The 14678-nt window shown below is 57.7% G+C and carries 14 protein-coding genes; 1 reads left to right on the top strand and 13 read right to left on the bottom strand.

Going from position 1 to position 14678, the window contains the following annotated elements; translation table 11 throughout:
• Positions 1 to 8: 8 nt before the first annotated feature.
• The 13 genes from ylxM to COHPA_RS0100620 form a co-directional block, all read right to left on the bottom strand.
• The gene (gene ylxM, locus COHPA_RS0100680; protein WP_425393699.1) at positions 9 to 332 is read right to left on the bottom strand and encodes a YlxM family DNA-binding protein; all 324 of its coding nucleotides are present in this window, start codon (positions 330 to 332) and stop codon (positions 9 to 11) included.
• Between the two features lie 532 nt (positions 333 to 864).
• On the bottom strand, positions 865 to 1863 hold the full coding sequence (ftsY, locus tag COHPA_RS0100675) for a signal recognition particle-docking protein FtsY (RefSeq protein ID WP_027084261.1): 999 nt from the start codon (positions 1861 to 1863) through the stop codon (positions 865 to 867).
• A gap of 36 nt (positions 1864 to 1899) precedes the next feature.
• On the bottom strand, positions 1900 to 5469 hold the full coding sequence (gene smc / locus COHPA_RS0100670) for a chromosome segregation protein SMC (RefSeq protein ID WP_027084260.1): 3570 nt from the start codon (positions 5467 to 5469) through the stop codon (positions 1900 to 1902).
• 31 nt (positions 5470 to 5500) lie between these two features.
• Positions 5501 to 6196, bottom strand: coding sequence for a ribonuclease III (gene rnc / locus COHPA_RS0100665; protein WP_027084259.1), 696 nt, complete (start codon positions 6194 to 6196; stop codon positions 5501 to 5503).
• A gap of 81 nt (positions 6197 to 6277) precedes the next feature.
• On the bottom strand, positions 6278 to 7516 hold the full coding sequence (gene fabF, locus COHPA_RS0100660) for a beta-ketoacyl-ACP synthase II (protein ID WP_035119812.1): 1239 nt from the start codon (positions 7514 to 7516) through the stop codon (positions 6278 to 6280).
• Between the two features lie 102 nt (positions 7517 to 7618).
• Positions 7619 to 7852: an acyl carrier protein gene (gene acpP, locus COHPA_RS0100655; protein ID WP_027084257.1), complete on the bottom strand. Its 234-nt coding sequence runs from the start codon at positions 7850 to 7852 to the stop codon at positions 7619 to 7621.
• Positions 7853 to 7953: 101 nt separating this feature from the next.
• Positions 7954 to 8703, bottom strand: coding sequence for a 3-oxoacyl-[acyl-carrier-protein] reductase (gene fabG, locus COHPA_RS0100650; RefSeq protein WP_035119811.1), 750 nt, complete (start codon positions 8701 to 8703; stop codon positions 7954 to 7956).
• A gap of 33 nt (positions 8704 to 8736) precedes the next feature.
• Positions 8737 to 9666 (bottom strand): ACP S-malonyltransferase, encoded by a 930-nt coding sequence (gene fabD / locus COHPA_RS0100645; RefSeq protein WP_027084255.1) that lies wholly within the window; start codon positions 9664 to 9666, stop codon positions 8737 to 8739.
• A gap of 12 nt (positions 9667 to 9678) precedes the next feature.
• A complete protein-coding gene (locus COHPA_RS0100640; RefSeq protein WP_027084254.1) occupies positions 9679 to 10665 on the bottom strand; it encodes a beta-ketoacyl-ACP synthase III in 987 nt (328 codons plus the stop codon).
• 11 nt (positions 10666 to 10676) lie between these two features.
• A complete protein-coding gene (plsX, locus tag COHPA_RS0100635; RefSeq protein WP_035119311.1) occupies positions 10677 to 11666 on the bottom strand; it encodes a phosphate acyltransferase PlsX in 990 nt (329 codons plus the stop codon).
• Between the two features lie 15 nt (positions 11667 to 11681).
• Positions 11682 to 12251 (bottom strand): transcription factor FapR, encoded by a 570-nt coding sequence (fapR, locus tag COHPA_RS0100630; protein WP_027084252.1) that lies wholly within the window; start codon positions 12249 to 12251, stop codon positions 11682 to 11684.
• Positions 12252 to 12421: 170 nt separating this feature from the next.
• Positions 12422 to 12595, bottom strand: a complete 174-nt coding sequence (gene rpmF / locus COHPA_RS0100625; RefSeq protein WP_027084251.1) for a 50S ribosomal protein L32 — start codon at positions 12593 to 12595, stop codon at positions 12422 to 12424.
• A 36-nt stretch (positions 12596 to 12631) separates the two neighbouring features.
• Positions 12632 to 13150: a YceD family protein gene (locus tag COHPA_RS0100620; RefSeq protein ID WP_027084250.1), complete on the bottom strand. Its 519-nt coding sequence runs from the start codon at positions 13148 to 13150 to the stop codon at positions 12632 to 12634.
• 234 nt (positions 13151 to 13384) lie between these two features.
• On the opposite strand from COHPA_RS0100620, the gene COHPA_RS0100615 reads away from it, so the two are divergent.
• A complete protein-coding gene (locus COHPA_RS0100615) occupies positions 13385 to 14626 on the top strand; it encodes a nucleotidyltransferase (RefSeq protein WP_035119809.1) in 1242 nt (413 codons plus the stop codon).
• Positions 14627 to 14678: the final 52 nt, after the last annotated feature.

The following is a 14678-nucleotide window of genomic DNA, read 5'->3' as shown; positions in this document are numbered from 1 at the left end:
TACCGTTGTTAACTATTCGCTTCTGCTCCCCTGAGCAGGTTGATTGTCCGTTGTATGTTGTCGCGGGTGTCGGGCCGCAGCTCAGAAATTTGCTTCTCGAGCTGGTCCAAGCCGGCTTGGATCTGATGATGGCGCTCCGCAAGCCGCAACTTCGACTCGTAATCTTCCAGCGCTTGCTCCGCCCGCTTCAGATGCTCGTACACCGCCTGACGGCTAATGTCGAAGTCCGCGGCGATTTCGCCGAGCGAATAATCGTCGTGAAAGTAACATTTCAAGAACGTCTGCTGCTTCTCCGTCAATAACGGCCCGTAAAAATCGAACAACACGTTCATGCGGTTCGTCTTCTCCAGCGCGTTCTGTCCGTGCACGTCGGCTGCTCCCTTCGTAAACCAAGTCAAGGAAAATACCTTTACAGCCCATCTACGTTCCTTATGATACGCAATAGCGATTGAGATGTCAAGGCATTTACCTTAACATCTTTCTTGCAGCCCACCTAATCCCAAGGAATCTAGGTTCGTAAACATTGGCGATCTCTCTGCGCGTAAGCTAGATAACAACCAATTGCATCTATTTTCTCTAAAAATCCCACCTTGCCCGTAAATAACAACAATTCGCAGGTATTCGGAGTGGAAATCGGTAATCCGGCGTAATCTCGTTCAAATAACAATCGATCTGTAGTTATTTTATTATTAGGGCACGTAATATCTCAAATAACTGTCGATTGGTCGTTATTGCTCAGTCCTTTATATCGATATCCCCGTTACTCAGAATTGCCGAAGTTTCCTCTTTCCTGAGCGAAGGGGATATCGTTCAAAGAACGCAAAAAAGTCAGCCCCGAGGGCTGACCAAGAGTTATGAGCTACTCTACTGCGACTCGTCTTGCGGCTCTTCATCCTGCACGAATCCGGCGAACAGCGCGTGCACGAATTGATCGGCATCGAATTCCTGCAGATCGTCCATTTTCTCGCCGAGGCCGACGAACTTCACCGGCAACGCCAGCTCGTTGCGGATCGCGATCACGATGCCGCCCTTCGCCGTGCCGTCGAGCTTCGTGAGCACGAGCCCGGTGACGCCGCTCTTCTCGCCGAACAGCTTCGCTTGCTGCAGTGCGTTCTGTCCCGTCGTCGCGTCCAGCACGAGAAGCGTCTCGTGAGGCGCGCCGGGAATTTCCCGCTGGATGACCCGGTGGATCTTGGAAAGCTCCTCCATCAGGTTCGATTTGTTCTGCAGCCGTCCGGCCGTATCGCAAATAAGGACATCCACATTGCGCTGCTTGGCCGCTTGAACGGCATCGAACATGACAGCCGCAGGGTCGGAACCGGAATGCTGTTTAATCACGTCGACCGAGACGCGCTGACCCCACACTTCAAGCTGCTCGATCGCGCCCGCGCGGAACGTATCGCCAGCGGCAAGCAGCACGTTCTTCCCTTGTTGCTTGTAGCGCCAGGCCAGCTTGCCGATCGTCGTCGTCTTGCCTACGCCGTTCACGCCGACGAACAGAATGACGGTAATGCCGTTCGGATTGCTATTAAGCCCCGCTTCTTCCCCGTTGCCCCGCAGCATGTCGGTCAGCTTCTCGGACAAGATCGGTTGAAGCTCCGCCGGATCTTCGATTTTGCGCTTTTTCACCTCGTCGCGCAACTCGTCGATGAGCTCCATGACCGTATTCACGCCGACGTCGGCGCCGATCAGAATCTCTTCCAGCTCCTCGAAGAAAGCTTCGTCGATTTTCTTGCGGAGCGTGAACAGCTCGCCGACTTTGCCGAACGCGTCGCGCGTCTTCGCGAGTCCGCCGATGAACTTGCTCGTTACCGCTTCCGTCTTGGCGGAGATCGCTTCCTTCAGCTTTTTGAAAAAACTCATCGTCTCTTTCCTCCACCCTATCGCCCGGCCGTCTCTTTATGCCGTGGCCGTCATTTCCTCGGTATCCTCCAGACGGACGGACACGAGCTTCGATACGCCGCCCTCTTCCATCGTTACGCCGTACAGCACGTCCGCTTCTTCCATCGTGCCTTTGCGGTGGGTAACGACGATGAATTGCGTCGAATCCGAGAATTCGCGCATGTATTGGGCGTAACGCGAGACGTTCGCCTCGTCGAGCGCGGCTTCGACTTCGTCGAGCACGCAGAACGGCACCGGCTTCACGTTCAGTATCGCGAACAACAGCGCGATTGCCGTCAACGCGCGCTCTCCGCCGGAAAGGAGCTGCAAGTTTTGCAACTTCTTGCCTGGCGGCTGCGCGACGATGTCGATGCCGGTATCGAGCGGTTTATCCGGATCTGCCAAGATCAGATCAGCGCGACCGCCTCCGAACATCCTCGAGAACACGACGACGAAATGCTTGCGGATTTCGGAGAACGTCGTCAAGAACCGTTTGGACATCTCTTCGTCCATCTCGCGAATGATGCCATGCAGCTTCGTCTTCGCCTCGATCAAGTCGTTCTCTTGCTCCGACAGGAACTGGTACCGTTCGTAAACGCGCTTGTATTCTTCGATCGCACCCAGGTTGACGTCCCCGAGCGCGATAATTTTGCGTTTCATATCGCGCACTTCGTTTTGCGTGCCGACGATATCTTCCGGCACCGGATATTTCGCCTTCGCCAGCTCGAAGCCGAGTTCGTATTCCTCGCTCAGCTTACGCAGCAGGTTATCCAGCTCGACGTCCATCCGGTTGACGGCGATTTCCGCTTGGCGCATGCCTTCCTCGACGGATCGCAGCTTCGTCCGCTGATCTCTCGTCTCGCCTTCTTTGCGTTCGAGCTCGCGCTGCTTCTCCGCGCGGTCCGCGCGCTTAAACTCGATATTCTCCGTCAGTTGCTTCTTCTGGATGCGCAATTCGTTCAAGCGCTCCTTCTGCTGAGCGAGCTGCTCCTCGTTGCGCGCGTTCTCTTCCGCGTTAAGAGAGAGCGACTCTTGCAGCTGTTTCAGCTCGGCCGACAACCTTGTCAGTTCCGATCTTCCCCGCGCCGCCTGCTCGTCAATCGCGCCGCGATCTTGCTCGAGCCTTGCGATCGCGATCCTCAGTTCGGTCAGAGCCGATTGAAGCTCTTCCTTCTCGCTCGCGCTGCGGCGGCGGAGCTCTTCCGCTTCGCGGATGCGCGCTTGGATTCGCTCTTCTTCGACGACAAGCGCCGCAAGCCTGGCATCCACCTCTTCGCGCGTCGTCGACAGGCTGCTCGCCTCGGCGTCGAAAGCCGCCTTCTCCATCGTCAGCGCGGTTTGCTGCTCTTCGAGCTGCTTCTCTTCCTGGTGAAGCTGTTGACGCTCCGCAGCTACCTGTTGCTCGTTAAGCCGCTCTTTCTCTCCTTGATCCCGCAATTGCTCGATATGGTGAGCGACAAGCGAGATTTGCTTCTTCAGGTCGTCCACTTCCGCGCGAGCCAGCGCTTGCGCGTTCTCGGCTTCCGCGATCTCGCGCGCCAGATCGTCTAGCTGACGCTGACGCCCGAGCAAGCTCGAAGACTTCTTCTGCAAGCTGCCGCCCGTCATCGAGCCGCCCGCGTTGACGATATCACCTTCGCGCGTAACGACGCGGTAACGGTACTGCAGCCTCGAGGCGATCTTGTTCGCTTGCTCCAACGTCTCCGAGATGAGCACGTTGCCGAGCATGCTGCTGACGATATTCGCGTATTTCGGTTCGGAACCGACCAGCTCCGCTCCGATCCCGATGAATCCTTCCAGTTGCTCGAGCTGACGTCTGTCGCTGTCCGGCAGCGTGCGCGGACGGATGACGTCGAGCGGCAGGAACGTGGCGCGCCCCGACTGACGTTGCTTCAAGTATGCGATGGCCGTACGGGAGCATTTCTCGTCTTCCATGACGATATGCTGCAACGCGCCGCCGAGCGCCGTCTCGATCGCCGTCTCCAGGTTGGCCGGCACGCTGACGAGCTCCGCCACCGCGCCATGCACGCCGTGCAAGTTGCCGCGCTTCGACGCCTTGAGCACTTCGCGAACGCCGTGCTGGAAGCCGTCGTAGTCATCCTGCAGCTCCTTGATCGTATCGCGCCGGGATACGAGCGCGTCGCGCTTCTGATCGAAGCGGCGAACGGCTTGCTGCGCTTCCTCCAGCTTCCGCTGAAGCTCGGACGACCGCGCGCCTTCGGACACGTACTGGTTACGCACGTCTTCGAGCGCCGCGGACACGGCCGCGAAACGCTCGTCCAACTGCTCGCGCTTCGCGTTCAGCCCTTGCTGCTGCTCCGCAAGCCGCGCTTCTTCTTCGGCAATGCGCGCGACCCTGCGCTCCAACACCTCGCGCTGGCCTTCACCGTAACGAATGTCGTTGCGGGCCTGCGCCATCGCGTTAAGCGTATCGAACAACTCCGCTTTCAGCTTCTCTTCGGCTTCCGTGCTGCCGTCGGCCAAAGCCAGCTTCTCGCTCTCCGCAGCCAGCTTCGCCGTCAGCGCGGACAGCTCCGCGTCCAAGCTTGCGCGCTTGTCGCTTAAACTCGCGGATTCCGCCGTCGACTCGGCGTGACGCTCCGTCGCGGACGCGATCGATTGCATCACCCCTTCGCGGGTGCGCTCCAAGTTCGCTCGGCGTTCGTTCAAGAGCTCGCCGTAGCCTTCGGTTTTCTCGGTTTCCTCGGAGCAGTGAAGCAGCTCGTCCTGCAGCTTCTCGAGCACTTCCTCCAATCGCAGGAGCACCTGGCGCTCTTCCTCGAGCTGGGCATCGTGCGCGCTGACGAACGTAGACAACACCGTCTGTTCGTCGCGAAGCGCCGTCAGCTTCTCGTTCGTCTGCGTCCAAGACGCGTGCACGCCCTCGATCTGATGAACGTACAACGCGATCTCTTTATTTTTCAAATCTTCCTTAAGCGCTTTGTACTTCTCGGCTTTGGCCGACTGCTCCTTGAGCGGTTCGATTTGGCCGTCGAGCTCGCTTACGAGATCGTGAATCCGCAATAAATTGTTCTCGGTATCCTCGAGCTTCTTCTGCGCTTCCTTCTTGCGGCTTTTATACTTCACGATGCCGGACGCTTCCTCGAAAATGCCGCGGCGATCCTCGGAGCGCGTACTGAGGATTTCCTCGATCCGCCCCTGTCCGATAATCGAATAAGCTTCCCTGCCGATCCCGGTGTCCATGAAGAGCTCGGTAATGTCTTTCAGCCGGCACGGCTGCTTGTTGATCAAATATTCGCTATCTCCGTTCCGATGCACCCGGCGGGTAACGGTCACTTCGCTGAAATCGAGCGGAAGCGCTTTATCCGAATTGTCCAGCGTCAAGGATACTTCGCCGAAGTTGACCGCTTTACGGGTATCGCTGCCGGCGAAAATAATATCCTGCATATTGCCGCCGCGCAGAGACTTGGCGCTTTGTTCGCCGAGCACCCACCTGATGCCGTCGGATATGTTGCTCTTGCCGCTGCCGTTAGGCCCGACGACGGCGGTTATGCCGCGGACGAATTCCAGCTCGGTACGGTCCGCGAACGACTTAAACCCGGTCAGCTCGATTCTTTTTAGAAACATAAGGATGAATTTCTCCTCTCGAGTCGGTCGGTCATGATTGCTTCAGCAACATGTGCAGCGCCTGCGACGCCGCTTGCTGCTCCGCTTCCTTCTTGGAACGTCCGGCTCCTGTGCCGAGACGTTGCTTGCCGACGACGACGACGGCGATAAACTCCCGATCGTGCGCGGGTCCCCGCTCTTCCACGATCCGATAGTCTAGCGGCCCCATCCCCAGCTGCTGCACCTTCTCTTGAAGCTCGGTTTTGTAATCCTTCCGCGGCGCTTCGCCGTCTTCCGGCAGCTTCGAGAACAGATGCCGTTCGAGAAACTTGCGTACGACGACAAGCCCTTGATCCAGGTATAGAGCGCCTACGAACGCTTCGAACGCGTCGGCCAGCAGCGACGGCCTCGTTCGGCCGCCCGTTTGCTCCTCCCCTTTGCCGAGCAGCACGACTTGCCCGAAATCGAGCGCCTCGGCAAAACGGACAAGCGACGGCTCGCATACGATGCTGGCCCGCAGCTTCGTAAGTTCTCCCTCCGGACGATCCGGATACTTGCGGTACAGAAACTCGGACACGGTCAACTGCAGCACCGCATCGCCCAGAAACTCCAGCCTCTCGTTGTCGGGAACGCGCGCGCCCCGTTGCTCGTTGACGTAGGAAGTATGCGTGAACGCCTGCCGCAATAGAGACCCGTCTTGAAAACGCAGGTTCACGCGTTCTTGCAAACGTTCGAAGCTATCACTCATGTCGTCACCCCGATTCTCGTCGCGTAAAACAACCAACGCAGACGGCATAAGCCGCCTGCGTCGACGTTCACGCACTTCTAATTAGGCTTCATATTTACGCATAATGATCGTAGCGTTGTGCCCGCCGAATCCGAAGGAGTTCGAGAGCGCGATCTTAACGTCCGCCTTGCGCGGCTTGTTCGGAACATAATCCAAATCCAATTCAGGATCTTGATTGTCCAAGTTAGCCGTCGGCGGAATTTCGCCGTTCTGCAGCGTCAAGCCTACGATGACGGCTTCCACGCCGCCGGCAGCGCCGAGCAGGTGCCCGGTCATCGACTTCGTGGAGCTGACAGCCAGCTTGTACGCATGCTCGCCGAACACTTTCTTGATCGCCGTCGTTTCCGATTTGTCGCCGACAGGCGTCGAAGTGCCGTGCGCGTTAATATAATCGATGTCCGCAGGCTCGATGCCCGCGTCTTTAATCGCTTTGTTCATGCTGCGCGCCGCGCCTTCCGGATCCGGCTCGACCATGTCGAACGCGTCGCCGCTCATGCCGTAGCCGATTACTTCCGCGTAAATTTTGGCGCCGCGGGCTTTGGCATGCTCCAGCGACTCCAGCACCATTACACCCGACCCTTCGCCCATGACGAAACCGTCGCGGTCGACATCGAACGGGCGGCTCGCTTTCTCGGGCTCTTCGTTGCGCGTGCTCATCGCTCTCATCGAGCAGAAGCCGGCCATGCCGATCGGACGGATCGTCGCTTCCGCGCCGCCGCAGATCATGACGTCGGCGTCTCCGCGCTGGATCATTTTGAAAGAATCGCCGATCGAATGCGTACCCGTCGCGCAAGCCGACACGGCAGCCGTGTTCGGTCCTTTCGCGCCGGTAATCATCGAGATTTGGCCGCTGGCCATGTTCGCGATCATCATCGGAATGAAGAACGGGCTGACGCGGCGGGGACCTTTGTTCATCAGAATCGTGTGCTGGTCTTCCCATGTGCCGAGTCCGCCGATGCCGGAACCGACGACGACGCCTACTTTATCGGGATCCGCGTTCTCGCCGATCACGAGCCCCGCGTCTTCGATCGCCATCTTACTGGCGGAGACGCCGAACTGCACGAAACGGTCCATTTTGCGGAGATCTTTCTTATCGATATAGACGGACGGATCGAAGTCTTTAATCTCTGCCGCGATCTTCGTCGTATATTCGGATGTATCGAATGCTTCTATTCTGCTAATGCCGGACTTGCCGGCGAGCAGGTTATTCCATAACGTAGGCAAATCGGATCCGAGAGACGTTACGACTCCCATACCGGTAACCACGACGCGGTGCTTCAACAGCTTCACCTCTTCAAGGGATATCAATCGCCTCTCCCGCTGACGGGAATAGACTCATGAATGTGGAGAAGTCCCGTTAGGATAACGGGACCCGATCGATCATTACGAATGAGATTGTATGTATTTAACGACTTCTCCCACCGTAGTGATCTTCTCTGCATCTTCGTCGGAAATCTCCAGGTCGAATTCGTCCTCGAGTTCCATAACGAGTTCTACCACATCGAGAGAGTCAGCGCCTAAGTCGTCTTTGAAGGATGCTTCGGCGGTTACTTCCGCCTCTTCAACTCCCAGGCGTTCGATAACGATGCGTTTAACGCGATCATAAACATCGGACATCCGGTTCACCTCCCTTAACGTATTATACGTGAATCATGGACAAAAATCCAGCACGCTATCGCGCAGTCCGTGCGCGCCCGGACGGGTACCGTGCGCCTATTTTACATGTACATTCCGCCGTCTACGTGAATCGTCTGGCCGGTCATATACGACGCGGCATCGGAAGAGAGAAAGACGACGGCAGCCGCGATGTCCTCCGGACGGCCCATGCGGGCGAGCGGAATCTCGGACAATATCTTCGCGCGAGCTTCTTCCGGCAATTTGTCGGTCATGTCCGAGACGATGAACCCCGGCGCTACCGTATTCACGGTAATGCCGCGCGATGCCAGCTCCTTGGCAGCCGACTTCGTCAGGCCGATGACGCCGGCTTTCGCCGCGACGTAGTTCGCTTGCCCGGCGTTGCCGAGCACGCCGACGACGGACGAGATGTTAATGATCCGTCCGGAGCGTTGCTTCATCATCGGGCGGGTAACGGCTTTAATGCCGTTGAACACGCCTTTCAGGTTCGTCTCGATCACTTCGTCGAAATCTTCTTCTTTCATGCGCATGATTAGGTTGTCACGGGTAATACCGGCATTATTCACGAGAATATCCAGCTTGCCGCCGAATGCTTCCAGCGTCTTCGCCAGCATATCGTCGAACTCGGCGGACTTGCCGACGTTCGCCTTGATCATGATCGCCTTGCGTCCGAGCGCTTCGATCGCCTTGACGGTTTCCGCCGCGGCAGCCTCGCTGCCCGAGTAGTTGACCGCAACGTCCGCACCGGCTTCCGCCAGCCCGATCGCGATCGCGCGGCCGATGCCGCGGGAAGCGCCGGTGACGAGCGCGGTTTTACCGTTCAAATCCCACATCGCCATCATCATTCACCCTCTCCTGCTTGCGTCTTATTGCGTGACGGCGCCTGCGGCTGCGGCCGCCGTGTTCACCGGGATCGCCTGAACGGATTTATCGGTTTTCTTGATCAGTCCGGACAGCACCGTGCCCGAGCCGATCTCCACGAACGTGTCTACGCCTTCCGAAATCAGCCATTTGATCGTATCTTCCCATTGCACAGGAGACACCACTTGCAGGGCGAGCAGCTTCCGCAGCTCCTCGCCGGAAGTCACCGGCCGCGCGTTCACGTTCGCGACGACGGGTACCGCCGCATCGTTGAATACGACTTTCGCGAGCTCGGAGGCAAGTCGATCGGCCGCAGGCTTCATCAGACTGGAGTGGAAAGGTCCGCTGACTTCGAGCGGGATAACCCGCTTTGCTCCGGCTTCTTTGCCGCGATTGCCGATTTCGGCGACGCCTGCCGTGGAGCCGGATACGACGATCTGCCCCGGACAATTGACGTTAGCGAGCTCGACCGTGCCGACGTTCGCGGTAACGTCCGCGCATAATGCGGCGAGCGCGTCGCGCTCCGCGCCGAGCACGGCGGCCATCGCGCCTTGTCCGCTCGGAACCGCTTGCTCCATGAACTGTCCGCGGGCCCGCACGAGGCGGATCGCGTCTTCGAAGCCAAGCACGCCGGCCGCGACTAGCGCGCTATATTCCCCTAGGGAGTGACCAGCGACGAAGTCCGGCTTAACGCCTTGCGACTTATATGCTTCGAGCAACGCGATACTGGTCGCCAGGAGCGCGGGCTGCGTGTTCGCCGTTTGGCGAAGCTCCTCTTCGGGTCCTTCGAAGCTGAGCTTGCTGATCGAGAAGCCGAGCGCGGAATCCGCCCGATCGAACACGTCGCGCGATGCGGCGTTCCCGTCGTATGCGTCCTTGCCCATGCCTACCGCCTGAGCGCCTTGGCCGGGGAACACGAATGCGATTTTACCCAAGTGGAAACCCTCCTACCAGATCAAAGTGGACGCGCCCCAAGTCAAACCGCCGCCGAAGCCGACGAATACGAGGCAATCGCCTTCCTTGACGCGCCCTTCTTCCACCGCTTCGGCAAGCGCAACCGGAATCGAAGCGGCGGACATGTTGCCGTATTTATCGATATTGATCATGCATTTGTCGTTCGTGAGGTTCAGACGATCGAGCGCGGACTGGACAATGCGGATATTCGCCTGGTGCGGGATGAGCAAGTCGATATTCTCCTTCGACAGCCCAGCCTTCGCAAGCGCCTCTTCCGCTGCATTGCCCATGATGCGAACCGCGAATTTGAACACTTCGCGTCCGTTCATCTCGATGAAATGACGGCGATCCGCGACCGTTTGCTCGGAGGAAGGCAACCTCGATCCGCCGCCGCAAATGCGGAGCAGCTCTCCGCCGGAACCGTCCGCGCCCAGCTCGAACGATCGGAAGCCTCTGCCTTCCGGCACTTCGCCTAGCACGACCGCGCCCGCGCCGTCTCCGAACAGGATGCACGTATTCCTGTCCGTGTAATCCGTTATTCGCGACAACGATTCGGCTCCGACGACAAGCACACGCTTGTACATGCCCATCTTGATGAATCCGGTTGCGCTCGCGATTCCATAGATAAATCCGGAGCATGCGGCGGACAAGTCGTACGCGGCCGCTCTCTTCGCTCCGAGCTTCTCTTGAAGCAAGCAAGCCGTCGAAGGGAAGAACATGTCCGGCGTAATCGTCGCGACGATGATCAGATCGATCTGGTCGGCCGTGACGCCTGCCGCTTCCATGGCGCGAAGCGATGCTTCGTAAGCCAGATCGGACGTCGCCTGGCCTTCGCCGACGATCCGTCTTTCCTTAATGCCGGTCATCGTGACGATCCAATCGTTGTTCGTCTCGACCATCGTTTCCAACTGCTCGTTCGTTAATCGGTTATCAGGTACGTATTTGCCGGTACCGAGTATGCCGACGGAGATGTCTTTCATTGCAATTTCGCTCACTTTCCGCTGAATTCTTCGGTTAACGCCGCGATCAAACCGTTGCCGATCGCCGTCCGCGTATGCCGGATTGCGGTTTTCATCGCTTTGGCATCGGAGGAACCGTGTCCTTTCACGACGAGACCGTTAACGCCGAGCAAAGGCGCTCCGTTGTATTCGTTGTAATCCATCCGTCTTCTGACGCGGCGGAAGCTCGGCTTCAAGATCGCAGCCGCGAGCTTCGTCTTCCAGGAAGACGTCAGCTCCTCGCGCAGGAGCGAGAAAATCGATGACGCCGCCCCTTCGAAAGCTTTCAACATGATATTGCCGGAAAAACCGTCGCACACGATAACGTCGCAAGCGCGATTCAGAACGTCCCGGGCCTCGATGTTGCCGACGAAATGGATCGGCGCTTGGTTAAGCAGATCGAACGCCGCTTTCGTCAACTCGTTGCCTTTGGCTTGCTCCGTGCCGACGTTCAGCAATCCGACGCGTGGTTTGTCCATCCCGTGAACCTTGGCTCTATAAATCGTTCCCATGAGTGCGTATTGTAATAAGTGCTCCGGTTTGGCGTCCATGTTCGCGCCCATGTCGAGCGCGAGAACGCCTACGTTATCCGCGGAAGGAAACATCGGCGCAAGCGCCGGACGATCGATGCCGTTAAGCCGGCCGAGCAGCAATAATCCGACCGCCATCAGCGCTCCGGTGTTGCCCGCGGATATCATGGCGTCCGCGCGTCCTTCCTTCACCATCCGCCCGGCAACGACCATGGAAGAATTCGGCTTTCTCCTCACTGCCCTTACCGGTTCGTCATCGCTTTCGATAACCTCGTCGGCTGGCTCGACCGTAATATTAGACGGCGGGTTCGCTCCTAGCAGCGGCTGAATTCGTTCCGGTTTGCCCACGAGAATAAGGTGCGTGTCCGGCCATTCGGCGGCTGCCGCCAGCGCGCTTTCGACTTGCGCGCGCGGCGCGTGATCCCCGCCCATTGCATCTATCGCTATCCGCAATGTAGGTCACTCCTCTTAGGTTTTCGATTCCGCTGCAGACCGGTATATGACGAAATTCCCTTGGAATACCATCTCTTCGCCAACGTAAGTAAATACTTCGACTTTTGCTTTTTGTCCGCCGCTGGATCTCACATACGCTTTCGCGATACATTTCTCGCCTAGCTTTACAGGCCTGACGAACCGAATGTCCGCGGAAGCGGTTAGCGCGATCTCGTCGTTGATGACCGCCACGGCGAGCGAGTTCGCTTGCGCGAACACATGATGTCCCCTTGCGATGCCGCTGCGGGAAAATACGTGTTCTTCGTTCATCTCGAATAACGAGATGCCGCTCTTGTCCAACTGCAGGTCGACGATATCGCCGATGACCTCGTGCAACGGCAAAGAACGAACCGAGTCGTGCGAGCGCTCCGCCATGAGCTTCAGTCTTTCCCTTAGCTCGGGTATGGCAAGCTCTAATCGGTCTAAGCGTATCGTTTGGATGCTGACCTTCAAGAGTCGCGTCAGCTCCCGGTCGGTGAGGAACGGGTTTTCTTCCAGAAGCCGGCTTAGCTCCTGGTGACGCTGTCGTTTCGGAAGCCGTTCCAACGTTCACCACCGCTTTCTATACGGGTTATTACCCCTGTATGTAGCCTTTATTACCAGGTACCAAAAAGAGTATAAAGAAAAACGCGCCAGGTTGCAACGAGGAGAACGCCCGGATCGTCCAAAGATGGTCGATCGCGGACCTCCGCCGCCGCTCCTGGCGCGCTTAAGCATTATTGCTTAATGATTTCGCGCGCTTTGTACGTACCGCATACTTTGCAAACGCGGTGCGCCAATTTCAATTCGCCGCAGTTATCGCATTTCACCATGCCTGGAACGACCAATTTGAAGTGCGTGCGACGCTTATTTTTGCGGGATTTCGATGTTTTTCCAAAAGGTACTGCCATTGTTCCCACCTCCTTATCAGAGTCCTGAGCTGCCGACTACTCTTGCTGGGGTTTAAACCAATCTTGTAGCGCCGCCAGGCGAGGATCGATCTTCGCCGTATTGCAGCCGCATGATTGTTCATTTCGATTCGTACCGCATTCCGGGCACAGCCCCTTGCAATCTTCGCCGCATAACGGCGCGTACGGCAATTGAACGACCAATTCTTCAACCAGGAAAGGTTCAAGATCGATGCGTTCGCCGGCTACCGGAATCGCTTCGTCTTCTTCATCGAACTCCGCGTCCGGATCTTCCACGAGCTGCAGCTTCACATCGATAGGAAGTTGAAGCTCCTGCTCGATCGCATCCAGACAACGAGAGCATTGCGTTCGTACGCTGCAGGAAAGCGTTCCGGTCAAAATGATGAGATCATCTGCCGGTTGCGCGGCGAGCGTGTATTCGACTGGACTTAACGGAACGTATTCCGTGTTGCCGCGAAAAACATCGGCCGCGTTAAGCGATCCTTTCAATTGAACCGGCGCTTGCCGGGCTACGAGCTCTTGTACGTTAAGCAACAATGATATCACTCCAAACAAACAAAAATTATTATATCGAGATTTACGGTCATTTGTCAACAATTTCAGATCGGCTGAACTTTGCTTGGCGCGCGGGTTCTCCGCGACCGTTGCAGCGCTTCTTCCCGCGGTTTCTATTCCCCGGCGCATCATGCTATATTGAGGTTGACAGGTTATCCCATTTTGGCACCTAAGGAGCCCGCCATGTCTTCCATTATTCACTCAGAGATGATGCCGTTGTCAACAGTAGGCATAGTCGTTGAATATAATCCGCTTCACAACGGTCATCTCTATCATTTGCAGCAATCGCGGAAAATAACGGGGGCTGACAACGTCGTCGCCGTCATGAGCGGCAACTTCCTTCAGCGCGGAGAGCCGGCTTTATTGGATAAGTGGGCCCGTGCGGAAATGGCGCTGCGGGCGGGCTGCGACCTCGTGCTCGAGCTTCCCGTCGCCTATAGCGCCCAGCCCGCGCAATGGTTCGCTTACGGCGCAGTCGCCACCCTTCACGCGACGGGGGTCGTCGATTCCCTCTGCTTCGGCAGCGAAAGCGGCGACGTCGAAACATTGGACGCGATGGCCGCCATGCTGGCCGAAGAACCGTTGCCGTTCGCTGCGGAGCTGGCAGCTTGCTTGAAGCGGGGAATGCCTTACCCTGCGGCGTTCACCGGCGCCGCGCAAGCCTACTTGCGGAGCATCGGGCGGGAGAATCTTGCTTTCACGCTCGAACAACCTAATCATACGCTCGGCTTGCATTATTTAATCGCCCTTCGCAAGCTCGGCAGCCGAATCGTTCCCCATAGCGTTCGCCGCGAGAAATCCGAGTACAATCAAGAGGACATTACGGACGTCCGAATCGCTAGCGCGACCGCACTACGCAAGCTGCTGTTCGGCGAAGACGGTTCGCTTGAGGGGCTTGCGCCGTACGTGCCTCCTTCGACGCTGGACGTACTCCGGCGAGAAATCGCGGCGGGCCGCGGACCGCTGCGCTGGGATAGCTTCGCCCGCCCCTTGTTCCATCGGTTGCTCGGGCAAGACGTATCCGAGCTTCGCGAATACGCGGAGGTGACGGAAGGGCTTGAATATCGGATTCGCGACGTTCTTGGAGAAGTTGCCGAGATGACGGTCGAAGCGTTGCTGGATGGGCTGAAAACGAAACGATATACCCGGACGAAGCTTCAAAGAACGTTGCTGCGAATATTGCTTGGCCATCGCAAAGAATGGCTTGCGCCGGACCGGTTGGCAGGCGGCATTCAGTACTTGCGCGTTCTCGGCTTCACCGAACGCGGTCAGCGTCTGCTCGGTCGTATGCGCAAAACGGCGTCCGTTCCCGTGGTCGACTCGGCGGCGCGGGGCGACTGGCCTTACTTGGCGCTAGATGCCCGGGCGTCGGCCGTATACGCGCTCGCTTACCGCGACGCTTCGCCCGCCGATGCGCGTCGGGATTATACGCAGCCGCCGATCCGTCTGATCGAATAAGACGGACAAGGTGGTCTATCCTCTTCCCTCGGGACGTACATTGTAATGTATT

This window comes from Cohnella panacarvi Gsoil 349 (assembly GCF_000515335.1).
Classification (GTDB): domain Bacteria; phylum Bacillota; class Bacilli; order Paenibacillales; family Paenibacillaceae; genus Cohnella; species Cohnella panacarvi.
Note: the sequence above shows the minus strand (reverse complement) of the source record. Positions and strands in the feature narration are given on the sequence as shown.